Genomic DNA, 19,114 nt, shown 5'->3' on the forward strand with positions numbered 1-19,114 from the left:
CCCCTTCACTCACTCGTAAAACAGATGACTATCGATGCGGGCGACGCTGGCCTTGCGGCGCGACCACGAAGGGCGGACGCCCGAATTGTGAAAGTAGAGCGATTCGCCAACGCCGCTGTCCCACAGGCCCTGCTCGGCAATGCGGGCAATGGCGCGGGCGCGGACCCAAGCGGGAGAAGCTGAGGGCGCGGAGGGAATGGCACCGCCCCGCACGAAGGAGAACTGTCCCGGCTGGCGCACCACGGCGCAATAGTCGCGCGGGAAGCGACCGCTCTCGGCGCGATTGATCACCACCTGGGCGACGGCAAGCTGGCCGGTCAGCGCTTCGCCACGGGCTTCGAAATAGACCGCCTGGGCAAGACAGGTGAGAGCGGGCGAGAGATCGCCGTGCTGGCCCATCTCGGCCACCAGTGCGGGCAGCGAGTGTGCTGCGACAGGGGCAGCGGGCACTTCGGCGGAAGGTTGGGGAACGGGCTGGACCACGGGCTCGGCCACGAAGGTCAGATCCTGAAGGTTTTGTTCCTGCGCCAAAGCGCCGGAAAGGCCGGTGGCGGCAGTGGCTGCAATCAGCAGCGCAGCCGAGGTGAAAACCCCGGCACGGCGGGTGAAAGAGATCATCAATGAGAATGCTCAGGGCGGTGAGCGGGCCTGACGCAGGGTGGCGGCTCCGGCGGACCCGGGAGGATCCAGTGGAACCGGCGCGTTACCTGCCGGTCGCTCCCCGTCTACGTGCCCCGATTGCGGCTGCATTGCCGCGGGTCGAAGGGCCTACGCATGGGTAAGTGCGCGGCCCTTTACTGCTGCACCGCAGCATGTCAACCGTTGTGCGACCCGTTTCCGATGAAACGTTCCGCCTCGGCGATGTCCAGTTCGACCACCCACAGATCCGGGTCCTGGTCGTGGCGGCGCTGGTACCATTCGGTGAGGGCCGCAGCATTTTCAGGGTCTTGCTGGCGGCTGAGAGCCCATTTCCGGCTCCCGTCGGGCTGCGGCATCCGCTCCCAGGCACGGGCCGGTGTATCCCGATGGCAACAGATTACCAGGATCGTACCGGCATCCCGCTCGCCTTTGGCCAGCACCGTGGCAAAGCCACCGGCGGCATCAACCGCGCGGATCAGGCCGGAAACCTCGATGTGCGCTGGCAGGCGCTCATCCATGGCGCCGCTCGGATCCATGGCCCTCAGGCAACATCCCGGTCGGTGGCATTGGTGAGCAGGCCGTACATGGCCTCTTCACTGGGCGCATCGGCCAAGGCGTCGCGCACGGCCTCGTCGCGCAGCAGGCGCGAGATGGCGGCGAGGGCATGGAGATGCGCCGCGCCGCTGTTCTCGGGCGAGAGCAGGCCGAAGACCAGTTCCACCGGCAGGCCATCGGCGGCGTTGAACTGCGCGGGCTGGTTCAACTTCAGCAATGCCGCCACCGGGCGCTGGATACCCGGAATGCGGGCGTGCGGAATCGCCACACCCCGGCCAAAGCCGGTGCTACCCAGCTTCTCGCGCTCTTCCAGGTATTCCAGCACCAGCCCGGCATCCAGGTCGTAGGACCTGGCGAAAAGCCCGCTCAGGCGATCGAGGATGGCCTGCTTGTCGGCCGCATCGACAATGGCGACCGAATCGGGCTTCAGGAGATAGAGGGGGTCCATCGGCAATTGCTTCGCGTGTGTCACAGTCCTGCCCGGCGTCCGGACAGACAGGGGAGAGAACTGTTTTTGTTGGCTAAACGACCGGGTCCCCGAAAAGGAAACAGCCCGATCAAGACGGTTCGACCCAGCCGATCGACCCATCGTTGCGGCGATAGACCATATTATGCCTGCCTGTGCCAGCATTTTTGAAGAACAGCGCGTTGGTGTGCCGCAGGTCCAGCATCATCACGGCATCCGACACACTGCATTCGGGGATGTCCACGCGAGTTTCGGCGATCACCGGTGGGGCATCGACCACCACCTCTTCCGTTTCCGGCTCGGGTTCGGGCATGGCGAAGATGGTGTAGGCGGCTTCTTCCTCGCGGGCGGCGTGGGCGGCCTGTTCGTGCCGGTCCTTCAGGCGGCGCTTGTAGCGGCGGAGCTGCTTTTCGATCTTCTCGGCCGCCGCGTCGAAGGCCACGTGGGCATCGTGTGCCTGCCCGTGGCTTTTCAGGATCAGGCCGTGGTTCACGTGCAGCACGATATCGCAGTCAAAGGCGTTGCTGGGCGCCTTGCCGAAGGTGACGGTGGAGGAAAGCGCCCGGCTGAAATACTTCTCAATAATGACTTCCAGGCGATCCGCCGCATGTTCCTGCAGGGCTGCACCGGTAGCCATCTGGTGGCCGGAAACGCGAATATCCATACATCACTCTCCTTCTGCGAACCCGAGTCTGTATCTCTAGATCCTGATTTGGACTTAATTATGCCAAAGCGGAGATTCCAGTGTTGCCAGAAAAGCAGCGTGGCGTTGCAGCTCTTCGACAGTCGCGGCGTGCGGGCGCGGCGGGCGCGGCGTGCCCAGCCGGGGACGGAAGGTGACCACCTCCACCACTTCCACCACGGTTTCGGTCGCCAGCGAGAGGCCGATCTGCCGTCCGCCGGTCAATTCCACATAAACTTGCGCCAGCAGTTCCGCGTCCAGCAGCGCGCCGTGCTTCACGCGGTGGCTGCGATCGATGCCATAGCGGGTGCACAGCGCGTCGAGCGAATGCTTGGCCCCGGGGTGCCGGCGGCGGGCAATGCCCAGGGTATCGACCATGCGATCGAGCGAGACCGGCTCCAGCCCGACAGCCGCCAGCTCGGCGTTGAGGAAGCCGAAATCGAACTGGGCGTTGTGCGCCACCAGCGGGGCATCCCCGATAAATGCGAGCAACTCGTCCGCCCGTTCGGCAAACAGGGGCTTGTCGGCCAGGAAAGCGGCGGAAAGGCCATGCACCCGCTCGGCTTCCAGCGGCATGTCGCGCTGCGGGTTGAAATAGGCGTGGAAGCTGTTGCCGGTGACCACGCGGTTGACCATTTCCACACAGCCGATCTCCACCAGCCGGTCGCCGGTCAGCGGATCGAGGCCGGTGGTTTCGGTATCGAAGACAATTTCGCGCATCGGCCTTCTATCGGCCCGTGCCGGCCAGTGCGCAACCGGGCGCGCAACTAGGGGCGCAGCTTGTCCACCAGCTGTTTGACTGCGGTGCGGGCGGCGGCGAGCGAGGTGCCGGTATCGATCACATGATCGGCGCGCGCGCGCTTCTCTGCATCGGGCATCTGCCGGGAAAGGATGGCCGCGAACTTGTCCGGCGTCATGCCTTCCCGCGCCAGAACCCGCGCGCGTTGCACTCCTGCCGGAGCAGAGACGACCACCACCGCATCCACCTCGTCCGCGCCCCCCTTCTCGAACAGCAGCGGCACGTCGAACACCACCAGTGGGGCCTGCCAGTGCTCGATCAGGAAGGCTTCTCGCAAGGCGCGCACGGCGGGATGAACGATGGCTTCAAGGCGGGCGAGGGCGGTATCGTCACTGAAAACCCTTGCGCCCAGTTCGGACCGTTTGACGCCTTCAGGGCCGGTAGTGCCGGGAAAGGCCGCCTCGATCGCCGGCAGCAGTTCCCCGCCCGGCCGCTGCATCCGGTGCACTTCGGCATCGGCATCGAACACTGGCACGCCCAGCTCGCGGAACATCTCCGCCACCGTGCTCTTGCCCATGCCGATCGAGCCGGTGAGGCCGAGGATCTTCGGCCGCGTCATCGGGTGAGCAGCGCGCGCAGTTCGGCATCGCCATCATCACGGGGCGGAGGCACGCCGAAGAATCGCTCGAAGGCCACCGCCGCCTGGCCGATCAGCATGGCCAGGCCGTCTATGGTGGCAAACCCGCGCGCCCTGGCCTCGGCCAGCAACGGAGTTTCCGGCGGCGCAGTGACGATATCGTAGAATACCGCGCCAGGCGGGGTGTGGCTGAAATCATAGGCCAGCGGCGGCTGGCCGACCATGCCGAGCGGGCTGGCATTGACCACCAGGTCCAGGCAGCCCTGCCGGTCATCGAAGGCGAAATCGGTGGGATCGGCAAAGTGTGCCAGGTCCACCGCATGATGCTCGCCCTCAGGGTCGATTTCTTCCAGCAGGGCGCTGGCCTTGGCCGGATCGCGCCCCGCCAGAACGATCGTCAGGCCGTGTTCGGCCAGCCCGGCGATGATCGCCCGCGCTGCGCCGCCTGTGCCCAGCACGCGGGCCATGCGGAACAGGTGCGGCCGGGCCAGCAGCGGCTGCAAGGGCTCGATGAAACCGGCGACATCGGTGTTGCTGCCGATCAGCATGGTAGGCTTGCCGGCACGGCGGCGGGGAACGATGGTATTGACCGCGCCGACCATCTCCGCGCCGATCTCCAGCCGGTCGAGCAGCGGAATCACGGCCTGCTTGTGGGGCATGGTGACATTGCAGCCGCGCCAGTCCGGGTCTTCACGCCGGGAGGCCAGGTAATCGGCCAGCCCGCCGGCGGTGACATGGGCCGCGCGGTAGTCTGCCTCCATCCCCAGCTTGCCCAGCCAGTAGCCATGGATGGCAGGCGACTTCGACTGCGCGATGGGATCGCCGATCACCTCTGCGTAAGGCTGGCTCATGCGGCAAGGGCCCCGAACTGGCGCAAGGCACCAAGGACTGGCAGCAGCGGCAGGCCGAGCACGGTGAAATGGTCTCCCTCGATCGCCGAGAACAGGTGCACCCCGCGTGCTTCGATGCGGAACACGCCCACACAATGGCTGACTTCGGGCCACTCGGCGGCGAGGTAGTCGGCAATGAAGCTATCCGACAGCTCGCGCACATGCAGGCGGGCAAGGGCCGCGTGGTCCCACACCACTTCGCCATCGCGCGCCAATGCGGCGGCAGAATGCAGTTCCATCACCTGGCCCGAGAAGAACCGCAGGTGCGCGGCGGCTTCCTCAAGGTTGCGCGGCTTGTCGAACCGCCGGCCCTGGACCGAAACCAGGGAATCGCTGCCCAGCACCAGGCCATCGGCCGGCACAGCCAGCGCCTTGGCCCGGGCCAGGGCCAGCGCCACGTCTGCCGGTGCGGCATCGCCCAGCGCGGCTTCCACCGCGCGCTCGTCCACCGCGCCGGGCCGGGCCTGAAACGGCACGCCCGCCGCCGCCAGCATGGCCTGGCGCGATTGGCTCTTGGAGGCGAGGGTAATCATATCGGCTTGATTCCGTGCGGCTCGTCGTTCCCGCGCGCCTCTCGCTCCTGGTACAGCTTGATCACGGCGGCGGCTGTTTCCTCGATCGAGCGACGGGTGACGTCAATCACCGGCCAGCCGTTATCGGCAAACATGCGGCGGGCAAAGGCCACTTCCTTCTCCACCCGCTCCTCGTCGATGTAGGCGGTCTCGGTCCGCTCGTTCAATGAGAGCAGGCGGTTGCGGCGGATTTCGATCAGCCGCTTGGGGGCCGTTGTCAGCCCTACGACCATCGGGTGCTTGAGCGAAAACAGGCTGGGCGGTGGCGGGCTTTCCACCACCAGCGGGATATTGGCCACCTTGAACCCGCGGTTGGCCAGGTAGATGGAGGTGGGCGTCTTCGAGGTGCGCGAAACGCCGGCCAGCACGATCTGCGCCTCCTCCCAGTTCTCCCAGCCGATCCCGTCATCATGGGCGATGGTGAACTGGATGGCGTCGACCCGGTCGAAATAGGCCTTGTCGAGCACGTGGCGCGCGCCGGTGCGGCCGTGGGCGGTCTGGCCCAGGTGGTCCTCCAGCGCGTGGGTTACCGCATCCAGCGCCGCGATGTGGGGCAGGCCCAAGGCGGAACAGCGCTCTTCCAGCCGGGCGCGGGTTTCCGGATTGGCCAGGGTGTAGAGCACCAGGCCGGGATGGGCCTTGAACTCCTCCATGATCCGGTCAAGGTGCTGGCGGCTGCGGACCATCGGCCAGAAATGGCGCGCCACCTCCGGCCCGTCGAACTGGGCGATTGCCGCCTTGGCAATCATTTCGAGCGTTTCGCCGGTGGAATCCGACAGCAGGTGAAGGTTGAGGCGGGGCATGTGGACAAACCCACGCATAAACCACGGGAGGGGCCTATGGACAAGCACGGCATGGGTTTTCACCCCCGCTGACCGGGATTCCGCCAGCGGCTTTGTGGACAGGGCGGCAGGGTTATGGACAGCCTGTTGATAGCGGGGAGAGATTCTGTTTGACCACGCAGGGCTGCAGAGTCGCATGGCCTTTCGCCCCCTGTTCACCACGGGAGAAATCGGGCAAGGGCGCACAATCCCCGCAATCCACAGGGCCAACAGACTCCTAAATTCTTATAAGAATCTATTATTTTATTGTTTGGACTCTTTCACGATGCCCGGAATTCTCCTTGATACGCTGCGTGGCCAGGTGACCGACAGGCGGCCCGTGTGGCTGATGCGCCAGGCCGGACGCTACCTGCCCGAATACCGGGCCCTGCGCGCGGAGAAGGGCGGGTTCCTGGCCCTTGTCTATGACAGCGAGGCGGCAGCCGAGATCACCCTGCAACCGATCCGCCGCTTCGGTTTTGACGGGGCGATCCTGTTTTCCGACATCCTGATCGTGCCCCACGCCCTGGGCCAGGACCTGCAGTTCCTCGCGGGCGAGGGGCCGCACCTGTCGCCCCGGCTGGTCGATACCGCGCTGTCGGCGCTCACCCCCGCGCCGCACCATTTCCAGCCGGTGTGGGACACCGTGCGGCTAACCAGGGCGCAACTGGGCCCGGACAAGACCATGCTGGGCTTTATCGGCAGCCCGTGGACCGTGGCGACCTACATGGTGGCGGGCGAAGGGTCGAAGGACCATCACCTGGCGCGGGCCATGGCCTATCGCGATCCGGCAGCCTTCGGGGCGATCATCGATGCCATCGTGGACAGCTCGCTGGTCTATCTCTCCGGGCAGATCGAGGCCGGCGCGGAAGCCGTGCAACTGTTCGATTCCTGGTCGGGCAGCCTTTCCCCCCAGCAGTTCGAGCGCTGGGTTGTGGCCCCCACCGCGCGGATCGTAAGTACCATTCGCGCAAGGCACCCCGAGGTGCCGATCATCGGCTTTCCCAAGGGAGCAGGGGCCAAGCTGCCGGCCTATGCGCGGGAAACGGGCGTTGACGCCGTGGGCGTGGACGAGACGCAGGATCCGCGCTGGGTGCACGCCCAGTTGCCGCCGGAAATGCCGGTGCAGGGCAATCTCGACCCGCTGCTGCTGATATCCGGCGGAGCGGAGCTTGAAGAGGCTGCGCGCGCCGTGCTGGCTGCCTTTGCCGACCGGCCCCACGTGTTCAACCTGGGCCACGGGATCGACAAGTCCACACCTATCGCCCACGTTGAACGGCTGCTGGAAATTGTCCGCTCATCCGCCTAAATCGGCCCCATGCAGCAGGTGCTTCCCATGATCTACCTCTGGCTGAAGGCCGGCCACATCATCTTCGTGATCTTCTGGATGGCGGGCCTGTTCGCCCTGCCGCGCTATTTCGTCTATCATCAGGAAGCAGCAGCAGGATCGGCCGAAGAAACCGTGTGGCTGGATCGGGAGCGCAAGCTGCTCAAGATCATTCTCACGCCCTCGATCGTGGTCGTCTGGGTACTGGGGCTGGCCCTGGCGCAGACCCTGAACGTCTGGGGCGCCGGGTGGCTGCACGTGAAGCTGCTGCTGGTGCTGGGCCTTTCGGGGTATCACGGCTACCTGGCGGCCTATCACAAGAAGCTGGTACGCGGCGAGCGGACGCTGACCGGCAAACAATTGCGCCTGCTGAACGAGGTGCCCGGCGTGGCTGCGGCGATCATCGTCATTATGGTTGTCCTGCGCCCGTTCTGAGCCGCTCTCGGTTCACCGAAAGCGAATTGACGGGCTGGCCCCAAAGGCATATCCCGCACCTGATTTTCCGGCACGGGTGACGATCACGTAACCCAAGTCCTGCGTTCTCCACGCCCCTCGGACCGGCCGGCCTCCACGCGTACACGGAAATACCACTATGCATCTGAAAGATTTGAAAAAGCGCACCCCGGCCGAGCTGGTGGCCATGGCCGAGGAATACGAGGTTGAAGGCGCCAGCACGCTGCGCCGGCAGGACCTGATGTTTGCCATCCTGAAAGAGGTGGCCGAGGACGGCGAGGAAATCCTCGGCATCGGCACGATCGAGGTGCTGCAGGATGGCTTCGGTTTCCTGCGCAGCCCGGAAGCGAACTATCTCGCCGGCCCGGACGATATCTATGTCTCGCCCAACCAGGTCCGCAAATGGGGTCTGCGCACGGGTGACACGGTGGAAGGCGAGATCCGCGCGCCCAAGGATGGCGAGCGCTATTTCGCGCTGACGAAGCTCCTGAAGGTGAATTTCGACGATCCGGAGGCCGTGCGCCACCGCACAAACTTCGACAACCTCACGCCGCTCTATCCCGATGAACGGCTGGTGCTGGATACCGTGGACCCCACGGTGAAGGACAAGAGCGCCCGCGTGATTGACCTGATCAGCCCGCAGGGCAAGGGCCAGCGCGCCCTGATCGTGGCCCCGCCGCGCACCGGCAAGACCGTGCTGCTGCAGAACATGGCCAAGGCCATCACCGACAACCATCCGGAAGTGTTCCTGATCGTGCTGCTGGTGGACGAGCGGCCCGAGGAAGTGACCGACATGCAGCGCAGCGTGAAGGGCGAGGTGATCTCCTCCACCTTCGACGAGCCTGCCAGCCGCCACGTGCAGGTGGCCGAAATGGTCATCGAGAAGGCCAAGCGCCTGGTGGAACACAAGCGCGACGTGGTCATCCTGCTGGATTCGATCACCCGCCTTGGCCGCGCCTACAACACCGTCGTCCCGTCATCGGGCAAGGTGCTGACCGGCGGTGTGGATGCCAACGCCCTGCAACGTCCCAAGCGCTTCTTCGGTGCGGCCCGCAACATCGAGGAAGGCGGCAGCCTCTCCATCATCGCCACGGCACTGATCGATACCGGCAGCCGCATGGACGAGGTGATTTTCGAAGAGTTCAAGGGCACCGGCAACAGCGAAATCGTGCTGGACCGCAAGGTGGCTGATAAGCGCATCTTCCCGGCGCTGGACGTGGGCAAGAGCGGCACCCGCAAGGAAGAACTGCTGGTACCTAAGGACCAGCTTTCCAAGATGTGGGTGCTGCGCCGGATCCTGATGCAGATGGGCACGGTGGACTCGATGGAATTCCTGCTCGACAAGATGAAGGATTCCAAGTCGAATGCGGACTTCTTCGCCACCATGAACCAGTAGGCGATTTGTACAAGCGAAAGGGAAGAGGGGGGCTGCGGCCCCCTTTTTCACGAGGATCGAACAGCACTGGAAATCATCCACCGTCTTGCTCATATATGACACTTGGGACCCGGGACCTTGGCGGTGAAAGGCGTGTTGCCATGAAAGTGAATATCGAGATCGACTGCTCCCCCGAGGAGGCTCGCCGTTTCATGGGCTTGCCCGATGTCGAGAAGGCCAACTCGGTTTATGTCGACGCTATCGCCAAGGCCATGCAGGGCGTCTCGAACACCGAGCAACTGCATGAATATGCCCGGCAACTCGCTCCGATGGGGCAGATGGGCCTGAAGCTGTTCCAGTCCTTCGTGGAGGGTGCGGCCAAGTCCGCCACGGCCGGAACCTCGTCACGGCCGGGCAAGAGCCGCAGTTCCAGCGACGATTGAACTCCGGCGCCGCATGGACACGATTTTTGCGCTTTCCAGCGGCGCGCCGCCTGCCGGTATAGCGGTTATCAGGATCAGCGGGCCGCAGTCTTCGTCGGCCCTGCAGGCCCTGGCCGGACGGGTGCCGCCGCCGCGTCGAGCGTCGCGTGCCTGGTTGAAGGACGCTGACGGGACAGCGCTGGATGATGGATTGATCCTGTTCTTTCCCGGTCCGGCAACGGCGACCGGCGAGGATCTGGCAGAATTGCACCTGCACGGCGGACGTGCCGTGGTGCAGGCAGTGGAGCAGGCGCTGGGCACGCTGCCGGGCTTGCGCCGCGCGCAAGCGGGCGAGTTCACCCGTCGCGCCTTTGCCAATGGCCGTATCGACCTGGCTGAAGCTGAGGGGCTGGCCGACCTGTTGTCGGCAGAGACCGAGCTCCAGCGTCGCTTGGCCCTGGCCAACGCGGGCGGCGTGTTATCGCGCAAGGTCGAAGCCTGGCGCGAGCGCCTGCTGGGCCTTTCGGCGTGGGTTGAGGCCCTGCTCGATTTCGACGACGAGGACGATGTCGATTCCGCTGATGCAGCCAAGCTGGCTGGCGAGGTGTCCGGCCTGAGCGATGATTTGCGCGCGGCCCTGGCTGCGCCCGCTGCGGAGCCGATGCGCGAGGGGTTCCGGGTTGCCTTGGCTGGTCCGCCAAACGCAGGTAAATCTACTCTTTTCAATGCCTTGTTGGAGAGCGAGGCGGCCATCGTGGCGCCCCAGGCGGGAACCACGCGTGATGTCTTGTTGCGCCCGGTTGCCATCGGTGGCGTGCCCTTCTCGCTGGTTGATATGGCCGGGCTGCATGACCGGGCCGACGACGCGATTGAGACAGCCGGGATTGTCCGCGCCGGGGACGAGATTGCCCGTGCGGACCTGGTTCTGTGGCTGGGGCCGGAAGGTCAGGGCCCCGACGGTGTCTGGGAGATTGCTGCCCAGATCGACCGGCCCGATCATCCGGGAAAAACCAACGCACGTCATCGCATATCGGCTATGACCGGTGCCGGGATGGATGAATTGCGGCGGGATTTGGTCGACCATGCCCGAGCACTTCTCCCCAAGCCCGGCGACCTGGCGCTTAACCGACGGCAACGCGATCTGCTGACCTTGGCAATGCGCGACCTTGAGGCAGCATCCAAACAGACCGACTTGCTGATGCTCGCCGAACATTTGCGCCAGGCACGGGTGGCATTCGACGCCCTGCTTGGCCGGACCAGTACGGAAGATGTGCTTGATACCCTTTTCGGCCGCTTCTGCATCGGCAAGTAATGTTCCACGTGGAACACATAATGACTACCAGGGCCTTTGACCTCTTCTGGCGGGCACACTATCGGCAAGGGCATGACCGCGTTTGATGTCATAGTGATCGGGGGAGGCCATGCGGGCTGCGAGGCTGCGGCCGTGGCTGCGCGTATGGGCGCACGTACTGCGCTGGTCAGCTTCGATCCGGCGGCCATCGGGGCGATGAGTTGCAACCCGGCGATCGGGGGTCTGGGCAAGGGCCATCTGGTGCGCGAGGTCGATGCATTCGATGGGCTGATTGCCCGCGCTGCCGATGCCGCGGCGATCCACTATCGGATGCTCAACCGGTCAAAGGGAAGCGCGGTGCAAGGGCCGCGAATTCAGGCTGACCGCAAGCTGTTTAAGGCCGCCGTCCAGCAAATGCTTGGCGCCCAGGAGAACCTGACCGTGATTGGCGGGGAAGCCGCGGGCTTGCTGATGAATGCCGGCCGGGTGGCTGGCGTGAGACTCGCGGATGAAAGCCACCTCTGCGCCCAAGCCGTGGTGCTTGCCAGCGGCACCTTCCTTGGTGGCACCCTGTTCCGCGGCGAGGAGCGGATGACTGGCGGCCGGATCGGCGAGGCATCGGCGCAGGAACTCGCCCGCCAGTTGCGAGATGAGGCTGCGCTGCCGATGGCGCGGCTGAAGACCGGAACTCCACCCCGGCTTGATGGCCGTACTATAGATTGGGCGCGCCTGGAGGAGCAGCCGTCCGACCCGGATGGCTGGACCATGTCGCCGCTGACAAAGGCGCGTCTGAGCCCGCAGGTGTTTTGCGCCATCACCCGCACCAACCCCGCCAGCCACGCGATTATTGCCGACAATCTCCACCGGTCGCCCCTGTTCACCGGCGCGATTGGTGCTGCAGGGCCGCGCTATTGTCCATCGATCGAGGACAAGATTCACCGTTTTGCCGATCGCGACGGGCACCAGGTGTTCCTGGAACCGGAGGGCCTGGATACAACGCTCGTCTATCCCAACGGCATCAGCACTTCGCTGCCGGCAGATGTGCAACTTGCCATGTTGCGCACGATGGAGGGCCTCGAACAGGTCGACATGGTCGTGCCCGGATATGCCGTGGAGTACGATCACATCGATCCCCGGGCGCTTGGCCAGGACCTTCAGGTCAGGGCTATCCCGGGCCTCTACTGTGCCGGCCAGATCAACGGCACCACCGGTTACGAGGAAGCCGCCGCCCAAGGCCTTGTGGCGGGCCTGAACGCTGCCGCCTCCGTCCTTGAGCGCGACCCTCTGCAAATCGATCGGGCCAACAGCTACATGGCCGTAATGGTCGACGACCTCACCCTTCACGGGGTTAACGAGCCCTACCGGATGCTGACCGCCCGGGCCGAGTACCGCTTGCGGTTGCGCGCCAACAACGCCGCCACTCGCTTGACACCCCTGGCTCTGTCGGTCGGTTGTGTCAGACCCGAACGGCGCCGCTGGTTTGAGGAGCGAAGCGCCATGAGTGAAGCTCGCAAGGAAGCCCTGGCCCGCCCGGTATCGGCCGCCGAACTGCAGCAGGCCGGCCTCGACGTGCGCAGTGATCCAGGGCGGATTCCCTTGTCAGACTGGTTGCGTTTTCCCGAGGTGACCCTCAGCGGAATGTCGCCCCTGCTTCCCGCTGATTTCGATCCTGCCGATGACCTGTCGGACGAAATCGCCGAAGACTTCGCCTATGCGCCCTATCTTGCGCGCCAGGACAGCGAGCTGCGCGACCTGCGCGCCAGCGAAGGGTTGAGCCTTGGTGACGGGTTTCCGTACGCTGACGTACCCGGCCTGTCGCGCGAGATGGTCGAGCGGCTGGCTTCGGCTCGGCCCGCCAACCTTGCCGCCGCGGGGCGGGTGCGGGGGATCACCCCGGCGGCCCTTGCGGCCCTGCTGGTCCATGCGCGCCGCCGAAATCAGGATCAGGAGGCGGCATGATTGCCAGCGAGGAAGAGGCCCGCAGCTTTTGCGAGGCCCTGTGCGATCCTCCGGCGATCGCCCGGCTGGAGCGATTCATCCACCTGCTGGGTGAGGAGAACGAGCAGCAGAACCTGGTTTCCAGCGCCAGCCTTCATCATGTCTGGCAACGGCATATTGCCGACAGCCTGCAACTGCTCCTGCATGTTCCACGTGAAACATCGCCGTGGATCGATCTGGGGAGCGGAGCCGGGATGCCCGGGTTGGTGGTGGCGATCGCCTTCCCCGACCTTTCCTTCAACCTCGTGGAATCGCGCAAGCGAAGGGTGGCCTGGTTGCAGGGCGTGGTTGATCATTTCGATTTGCAACAATGCCGTGTTTATGGCTCGCGCCTCGAAAATGTGGAAAGTGCCCCGATGCAGGTCATCTGCGCGCGCGCCTTCGCCCCGCTGGAAAAGCTTCTCAGCTTATCCGCCCGCTTTTCCACACCGGACACCCATTGGTTGTTGCCCAAGGGCCGTTCCGCAGCGCAAGAATTGGCCGAGCAGCCCGAATCGATCCGGGCCACGTTCCACGTGGAACAATCGCGCACCGATTGCGAGGCGGGAATCGTGATCGGTAAAGGGAGGCCACCAGTCCGATGATCTGCATTGCCATCGCCAACCAGAAAGGCGGAGTGGGCAAGACCACTACCGCGATCAATATTGCGACGGCGATGGCGGCAACCGGCTGGCGCACCTTGCTGATCGATCTCGACCCGCAGGGTAATGCCTCGACCGGAATCGGAATTCCCGCCTCGCAGCGTGTGCTGTCCAGCTATGATGTCCTGGTTGATGGCGCATCGCTGGCGGAATGCACCTTGCCCTCCGCCATTCCCGGCCTTGATCTCGTGCCCGCCACCGTGGACCTGAGCGGTGCCGAAGTGGAACTGGTGGGCGTAGAAAACCGGACCCATCGCCTCAGGCAGGCTGTTGCCGCTCACACGGCCCACGATATCTGCTTTATCGACTGCCCGCCCTCGCTGGGCCTGTTGACGCTCAACGCCCTGTGTGCAGCCGATACGCTGCTGGTGCCGCTGCAATGTGAGTTCTTCGCGCTCGAAGGCCTCAGCCAGCTGTTGCAGACGGTGGAGCAGGTGCAGCAACGCTTCAATCCGGATCTCGGCATTGTCGGCATTGCGCTGACCATGTTTGATCGGCGCAACCGGCTGACCGACCAGGTGGCCGATGATGTGCGTGAGTGTCTGGGCAGGCTGGTGTTCGATGCGGTCATTCCGCGAAATGTTCGTCTGTCGGAGGCGCCCAGTCATGGCTTGCCGGCGCTGATTTACGACCACGCCTGCCCTGGCAGTCGCGCCTATATGGCCCTGGCGCGCGAGCTGATCGGTCGGTTGCCGAAAGAAAGGATTGCCGCATGAGTGCGCCCGAAGCTGCCAACGACGCCACTGGCAAGGCTGTGCAGCGGCGCAAGCTGGGCCGGGGCCTGGGTGCGCTGCTAAGCGAGACACGGCGCGAGGAGCCGCTGGTCAGTGCTGCTCCCGCCGAGAGTGGCGGCGCAGCAGTTGCCGTGATCGACGGGCTGGCGAGCCTGGCGGTGGCCGCGATCTCGCCCCACCCGAACCAGCCACGGCGGCATTTCGACGAGGCCGCGCTGGAGGAGCTCGCCGCCTCGATCGCCACCCGCGGGGTGATCCAGCCGGTGATCGTCCGCCCGCTGCCCGGCGGTCGCTATCAACTGGTGGCGGGCGAGCGTCGGTGGCGGGCCGCGCAGAAGGCGCAACTGCATGAAATACCTGCGATAATTCGCGACCTGGCGGACCGGGACGTGATGGCGCTGGCGCTGATCGAGAATATCCAGCGCGAAGACCTGAATCCGGTGGAAGAAGCTCAGGCCTATCACCGGCTGGCCGAGCTGGAAGGATTGACCCAGGCCGAGATTGCCCGGCTGGTCGACAAGTCGCGCAGCCATGTCGCCAACCTGCAGCGCCTTCTGGCCCTGCCGGAGAGCGTGCTCGATCACCTGGCGGCTGGGCGGCTGGACATGGGCCACGCCCGTGCCCTGATCGGTCACGTCAACGCCGCCGTGCTGGCTGAGGAGGTGATCGCCCGCAAGCTGTCTGTGCGCGAGGTTGAGCGGCTGGTGCGGGCAGGCGATCCGGCCAATCCCCCGCGCGAACGCCGCACTGCCCGGACTCCGCGCGATCCGGCCCACGATGCAGATATCGCCGCAGTCGAGAATCACCTCGAGGAATTTCTCGGCCTGCCCGTAAAGATCGCCAGCGACGAAGACCCGCGTTCTGGTGCGGTGACGATCCGCTATCATACCCTCGACCAGCTTGACCTGATCTGCCAGCGATTGACCGGCGGCGGGATCTGAAATGAAAAGTCGCGCAGAGCAGCTTCGCTCCGCGCGACGTTTTCCTTTCTCAGCAGCTATTTAGTTGATTGGCGTGCGCTTGTCGTCGGCAGCCTGCCGGTGGATCACGCGGCGGGCGGTGTGGCGGCGCGGCCCCCGCGGCGCTTCTGCCTCAACCTCTATCTCTTCCTCGATGATCCGGCGTGCGCCGTGGCGCGGCGTGGCCATGCCCTGCGCCACCGGCACCATCATCACCGGCGCATAGGCCATCTGTTGCGGCACGCCATAGCCGCGCTCGTAGTTGATGAGGTAGGCCTCGCAATAATCGAAGCCGGGATCCTGCGGGGCGGCTACTTCGTGATAGTCGTCGTCATCGTCGATCCCGTCGATCACCGCGCCGACAACCGCGCCGGCCAGGCCGCCAAGGCCGGCTCCGATCAAGGTCCCGGCGAGGCGATCACCCCGGTTGGCCACGCGGTTGCCGATCACGCCGCCTGCTACGGCACCGATCACGCCGCCGATGATGTCGGCATCACCGTCTCCGTCACGGTCGACATAGACCGGTTCGTCATGGCTTGTGTGCAGTGCGCGGCACTGGCGCAGCCACTCAGCCCGCTCCTCGGGCGAGTAGGCGAGCTGGCGTGGCTGCCCGGGGGCCATGTGCTGGCGATGCCCGCCGTGGCGCATGCGGTGCATCGGCCGGGCGGGCTCTTCCTCCCACTCCACGTAGTCTTCGCTGCCGTAGGACCCGCGATCGCCGTGGGCATAGCTGGCACCCGCCGCAGCCTCTTCGCTTTCCCATTCACCGATGTCCTGCACCACCGGTTCGGAGTAGGTTTCGATCACCTCTTCCACTCCTGCATAGCGGTCATCCACCTGCGCCTGGGCGGGCAGGGCGATCAGCGCCAGCGGGCTGGCGGCGGCGAACAGAGCAAGACGCATGGACATCGAATCGGCCCCCGAGGTGCAGCACGCACGATTGCGGCGCATTTACCCGGTATTTACTATGCGCTTGCAGGCAAATCCCAAGCCCGCCGCGCGCGCTGTCCCGAAACGGGGCGATGAGCTCCGGTCAGATCCGGCTGGAGAGCATGGCCGCAAGTGCCTCGATCCCGACCGCGTCGGCCCCGTCGAAGCGAGCCTTCAGCGGACTGTCGAGATCGATCACCGCGACTACCGCGCCGTCGCGCATAACCGGCACCACCAGTTCGCTGGCCGAAGCGGCATCACAGGCGATGTGGCCGGGGAAGGCGTGCACATCCTCCACCAGCTGCGTCTGACCGGATTGGGCTGCCGTGCCGCATACCCCGCGGCCCAGCGGAATACGGATGCAGGCGGGACGGCCGGTGAAGGGCCCCAGCACCAGTTCGCCATCGTTCATGCGGTAGAACCCGGCCCAGTTGAGATCCGGCACCATCTCTCCCAGCAGGGCGGCCACATTGGCCATGTTCGCCACCGAGTCCGGCTCGCCTGCGGTCAGGGCGTCGGCTGCAGCCAGCAATTCTCGGTAAAGCTCTGGCTTGGGCAGGGCGGGATCGGCGCGGAAATCGTACATGGCGGCAAAGGTAGGCTGCAAAGCGATTGCCGCAAGCGTCAGCCCCGCCTATTTTGCCGGGATGCGCATTCTCAAGAAGCTCGCCATCGCCCTTGTCGTCATCCTGCTGGTGGGGGGAGGGGTGCTGTGGTGGATGACCCGGCCCGTGCCTGCCACGGTCAGCCTGGAGGATACCACCGGCACCGATCCGGTCCTGGTCGAACCTGACGAGCAGGTGTTCCCCACTGTCGGCGTGGCCAAGCCTATTGGCTGGGGCGCTGACGGCACCCCCGATGCCGCGCAGGGCCTGCAGGTAACGCGCTTTGCCGAGGGGCTGGAGCATCCGCGCGTGCTCTACACCCTGCCCAATGGCGACGTGCTGGTCACCCTGTCCAATGCGCCAGAGCGCCCGCTGGCCGGCGGTTTCCTGACCAACCTGGTGGCCGGCTTCCTGTTCTCGGCCGCCGGGGCCGATGTGCCATCGCCCAACAAGCTGGTGCTGCTGCGCGATGCGGACAAAGATGGCCGGGCCGAAGCGCAGTTCGTGCTGCGCGACGATCTCGACAGCCCTTCGGGCATCGCGTGGGGCGATGGCAAGCTCTACGTCGCCAACCATGACGAGGTGCTACGCTTCAATTTCGAGCCCGGTGCCACCAGCCTGCCGGGCGAACCGACCAAGCTGATGGACCTGCCCCCTGCAGGCAACCACTGGATGCGCAACATCCTGCTGTCGGAAGACGGCACATCGCTGTTCATTGCCGTGGGTTCGGCTTCCAACATCGCGGAAGGCGGGCTGGATGCCGAGATTGACCGCGCCGCCATCCACGAACTGGACCTGACCACCGGCCGCGCCCGCCAGTGGGCTGCCGGCCTGCGCAATCCCAACGGCCTCGCCTGGAGCCCGTGGAGCGGCGAGCTGTGGACCACGGTGAACGAGCGCGACATGCTGGGCAGTGATCTGGTGCCCGACTACTTCACCAACGTGCCGCTCGGCGCACAGTATGGCTGGCCGTGGACCTATTATGGCAGCCACTATGACGAGCGGGTGCAACTGCCGCAGCCGCAGTTCCTGGAGCAGTACACCCGCGAGCCGGAATTCGCGATGGGCGCACACGTGGCGGCGCTGGGCGTGGTCTTCACCCAGGCCGGCAGCCGCCTTGGTGCGCCGTTCCAGCAGGGGGCCTTCATTGCCCGCCACGGATCGTGGAACCGCCGTCCGCTGGGTGGGTATGACGTGGTCTATGTGGCCTTCGATGATTTGGGCAATCCGGTGGGCAAGCCGGTGCCGGTGCTAAACAGCTTCCTGGCCAGCGAGGACGAGACACGCGGCCGTCCCACCTGGCTGGCCTGGGACCAGACAGGGGCGCTGCTGGTCAGCGACGATACGGGCAACATCATCTGGCGGGTGATCAACCCCGCAGCGCAGCCCACAGTGGCCCACGCGCGCAACAGCGGCACCAGCCTGCCGCCGCAGCGCGAACTGAACGGTGATCCGGCGCGCGCTTTCGACGAGGTGCCGGAAGAGGTGATGCAGCAGTTGCTTGAGAACCAATAGGGAGCGGCGCGCCTCAGCCGGTCTGCCGGCCCGCTTGCCCGGCCAGCTCGGTCACATAGTGCCAGGCAACCCGGCCCGAACGCGCGCCGCGGCGCTTGGACCATTCCAGCGCCGCGCCTTCGTCCACCGCCAGCCCCAGGTCGGCCGCATAGCCGTGGACGATCGCCAGGTAATCGTCCTGCGAGCAGGCATGGAACCCCAGCGACAGGCCGAAGCGGTCGGCCAGGGCCAGATTGTCGTCCACTGCATCGCGCGGGTTGATCGGATCGTCCTGCTCGGCCCCGTGGCGCGGCACGATGGCGCGGCGGTTGCTGGTAACGGCCAGCCGCACGTTGGCGGGCCGCGCTTCCACCCCGCCGTCCAGCCAGGATCGCAGGTGGCGCGGGCCCACGGTATCACCCTCGGCAAAACCCAGGTCGTCGATGAACACCAGGAAGTTGCGCGCAACCCTGGCAAGCTGGGCGAACAGCGCGGAGATGGAGGGGATGGCATCGCTGGCCACCTGCACCAGCGCCAGGCTGCCGCCATCGGCCTGCGCCTGCCTCACCGCCGCGCGCACCAGGGCGGACTTGCCCATGCCGCGCGCGCCCCACAGCAGCATGTCATGCGCGGCGTGGCCCCGGGCCAGGCGGGTGACGTTGGCCACCACCCGCTCTTTCTGCTGGTCGATTCCCGTCAGGCGGGCGAGGGCCGGGGCCTCGATCGCCGCCACCGGCTGGCCCGCGCCGGTCCAGACATAGGCGGGGGCCGCCAGCCAGTCGCACGGCGGGGCGGGCGGCGGGGCCAGCCGCTCCAGCGCGGTGGCAATGCGGTGCAGGATGTCATCGTTGGCGGTCATGCCGGCCAAGTGCGCCGCCTGTCGC

The 19,114-nt window shown here is 65.6% G+C and carries 22 protein-coding genes; 10 read left to right on the plus strand and 12 right to left on the minus strand.

Annotated elements, in window-relative coordinates; genetic code table 11:
• Positions 1-9 precede the first annotated feature (9 nt).
• The 9 genes from GRI99_RS02550 to GRI99_RS02590 form a co-directional block, all read right to left on the minus strand.
• The gene (locus tag GRI99_RS02550; RefSeq protein WP_160770419.1) at positions 10-618 is read right to left on the minus strand and encodes a cell wall hydrolase; all 609 of its coding nucleotides are present in this window, start codon (positions 616-618) and stop codon (positions 10-12) included.
• A gap of 197 nt (positions 619-815) precedes the next feature.
• On the minus strand, positions 816-1,157 hold the full coding sequence (locus GRI99_RS02555) for a DUF1491 family protein (RefSeq protein WP_160770420.1): 342 nt from the start codon (positions 1,155-1,157) through the stop codon (positions 816-818).
• A gap of 23 nt (positions 1,158-1,180) precedes the next feature.
• On the minus strand, positions 1,181-1,642 hold the full coding sequence (locus GRI99_RS02560; protein ID WP_160770421.1) for a PTS sugar transporter subunit IIA: 462 nt from the start codon (positions 1,640-1,642) through the stop codon (positions 1,181-1,183).
• A gap of 109 nt (positions 1,643-1,751) precedes the next feature.
• Complete coding sequence (gene hpf / locus GRI99_RS02565) at positions 1,752-2,324, minus strand: ribosome hibernation-promoting factor, HPF/YfiA family (RefSeq protein WP_160770422.1); 573 nt, start codon at positions 2,322-2,324, stop codon at positions 1,752-1,754.
• A 54-nt stretch (positions 2,325-2,378) separates the two neighbouring features.
• Entirely contained in the window at positions 2,379-3,062 is a 684-nt protein-coding gene (gene dnaQ, locus GRI99_RS02570) for a DNA polymerase III subunit epsilon (RefSeq protein WP_160770423.1), read from the minus strand.
• A gap of 47 nt (positions 3,063-3,109) precedes the next feature.
• On the minus strand, positions 3,110-3,700 hold the full coding sequence (coaE, locus tag GRI99_RS02575) for a dephospho-CoA kinase (RefSeq protein ID WP_160770424.1): 591 nt from the start codon (positions 3,698-3,700) through the stop codon (positions 3,110-3,112).
• The gene (locus tag GRI99_RS02580; RefSeq protein ID WP_160770425.1) at positions 3,697-4,569 is read right to left on the minus strand and encodes a shikimate dehydrogenase family protein; all 873 of its coding nucleotides are present in this window, start codon (positions 4,567-4,569) and stop codon (positions 3,697-3,699) included. The genes coaE and GRI99_RS02580 overlap by 4 nt, the downstream gene beginning before the upstream one ends.
• Positions 4,566-5,141 (minus strand): Maf family protein, encoded by a 576-nt coding sequence (locus GRI99_RS02585; protein ID WP_160770426.1) that lies wholly within the window; start codon positions 5,139-5,141, stop codon positions 4,566-4,568. The genes GRI99_RS02580 and GRI99_RS02585 overlap by 4 nt, the downstream gene beginning before the upstream one ends.
• Positions 5,138-5,983: a pyruvate, water dikinase regulatory protein gene (locus GRI99_RS02590; protein WP_160770427.1), complete on the minus strand. Its 846-nt coding sequence runs from the start codon at positions 5,981-5,983 to the stop codon at positions 5,138-5,140. Before GRI99_RS02590 ends, GRI99_RS02585 begins: the two co-directional genes overlap by 4 nt.
• A 304-nt stretch (positions 5,984-6,287) precedes the next feature.
• On the opposite strand from GRI99_RS02590, the gene hemE reads away from it, so the two are divergent.
• The 9 genes from hemE to GRI99_RS02635 all read left to right on the plus strand — a co-directional run bounded on the left by hemE (position 6,288) and on the right by GRI99_RS02635 (position 15,183).
• On the plus strand, positions 6,288-7,310 hold the full coding sequence (gene hemE, locus GRI99_RS02595; protein ID WP_160770428.1) for a uroporphyrinogen decarboxylase: 1,023 nt from the start codon (positions 6,288-6,290) through the stop codon (positions 7,308-7,310).
• 9 nt (positions 7,311-7,319) lie between these two features.
• Positions 7,320-7,763: a CopD family protein gene (locus tag GRI99_RS02600; RefSeq protein ID WP_160770429.1), complete on the plus strand. Its 444-nt coding sequence runs from the start codon at positions 7,320-7,322 to the stop codon at positions 7,761-7,763.
• A 157-nt stretch (positions 7,764-7,920) separates the two neighbouring features.
• Entirely contained in the window at positions 7,921-9,177 is a 1,257-nt protein-coding gene (rho, locus tag GRI99_RS02605; protein ID WP_160770430.1) for a transcription termination factor Rho, read from the plus strand.
• Positions 9,178-9,317: 140 nt separating this feature from the next.
• The gene (locus tag GRI99_RS02610) at positions 9,318-9,599 is read left to right on the plus strand and encodes a DUF6489 family protein (RefSeq protein ID WP_160770431.1); all 282 of its coding nucleotides are present in this window, start codon (positions 9,318-9,320) and stop codon (positions 9,597-9,599) included.
• A gap of 13 nt (positions 9,600-9,612) precedes the next feature.
• Positions 9,613-10,890, plus strand: a complete 1,278-nt coding sequence (mnmE, locus tag GRI99_RS02615; RefSeq protein ID WP_160770432.1) for a tRNA uridine-5-carboxymethylaminomethyl(34) synthesis GTPase MnmE — start codon at positions 9,613-9,615, stop codon at positions 10,888-10,890.
• A gap of 72 nt (positions 10,891-10,962) precedes the next feature.
• Positions 10,963-12,828 (plus strand): tRNA uridine-5-carboxymethylaminomethyl(34) synthesis enzyme MnmG, encoded by a 1,866-nt coding sequence (gene mnmG, locus GRI99_RS02620; RefSeq protein ID WP_160770433.1) that lies wholly within the window; start codon positions 10,963-10,965, stop codon positions 12,826-12,828.
• Positions 12,825-13,451 carry a 16S rRNA (guanine(527)-N(7))-methyltransferase RsmG gene (rsmG, locus tag GRI99_RS02625; protein WP_160770434.1) on the plus strand — a complete coding sequence of 209 codons (627 nt, stop codon included), beginning with the start codon at positions 12,825-12,827 and terminating at the stop codon, positions 13,449-13,451. The genes mnmG and rsmG overlap by 4 nt, the downstream gene beginning before the upstream one ends.
• On the plus strand, positions 13,448-14,224 hold the full coding sequence (locus tag GRI99_RS02630) for a ParA family protein (protein WP_160770435.1): 777 nt from the start codon (positions 13,448-13,450) through the stop codon (positions 14,222-14,224). Before rsmG ends, GRI99_RS02630 begins: the two co-directional genes overlap by 4 nt.
• Positions 14,221-15,183, plus strand: a complete 963-nt coding sequence (locus tag GRI99_RS02635) for a ParB/RepB/Spo0J family partition protein (RefSeq protein WP_160770436.1) — start codon at positions 14,221-14,223, stop codon at positions 15,181-15,183. Before GRI99_RS02630 ends, GRI99_RS02635 begins: the two co-directional genes overlap by 4 nt.
• A 60-nt stretch (positions 15,184-15,243) precedes the next feature.
• Here the strand turns inward: GRI99_RS02635 and GRI99_RS02640 are convergent, their stop codons facing one another.
• Together GRI99_RS02640 and GRI99_RS02645 are read right to left on the minus strand one after the other, a co-directional pair.
• Positions 15,244-16,110 (minus strand): glycine zipper 2TM domain-containing protein, encoded by an 867-nt coding sequence (locus GRI99_RS02640; protein WP_237438076.1) that lies wholly within the window; start codon positions 16,108-16,110, stop codon positions 15,244-15,246.
• A 124-nt stretch (positions 16,111-16,234) separates the two neighbouring features.
• On the minus strand, positions 16,235-16,717 hold the full coding sequence (locus tag GRI99_RS02645; protein ID WP_160770438.1) for a free L-methionine (R)-S-oxide reductase MsrC: 483 nt from the start codon (positions 16,715-16,717) through the stop codon (positions 16,235-16,237).
• A 61-nt stretch (positions 16,718-16,778) separates the two neighbouring features.
• Between GRI99_RS02645 and GRI99_RS02650 the strand changes: the two genes are divergently transcribed.
• Entirely contained in the window at positions 16,779-18,251 is a 1,473-nt protein-coding gene (locus GRI99_RS02650; protein ID WP_160770439.1) for a PQQ-dependent sugar dehydrogenase, read from the plus strand.
• Positions 18,252-18,264: 13 nt separating this feature from the next.
• On the opposite strand, the gene GRI99_RS02655 is transcribed toward GRI99_RS02650, so the two are convergent.
• A complete protein-coding gene (locus GRI99_RS02655) occupies positions 18,265-19,089 on the minus strand; it encodes an ATP-binding protein (RefSeq protein WP_160770440.1) in 825 nt (274 codons plus the stop codon).
• Positions 19,090-19,114: the final 25 nt, after the last annotated feature.

Source organism: Alteraurantiacibacter buctensis (assembly GCF_009827655.1).
Lineage (GTDB): Bacteria > Pseudomonadota > Alphaproteobacteria > Sphingomonadales > Sphingomonadaceae > Alteraurantiacibacter > Alteraurantiacibacter buctensis.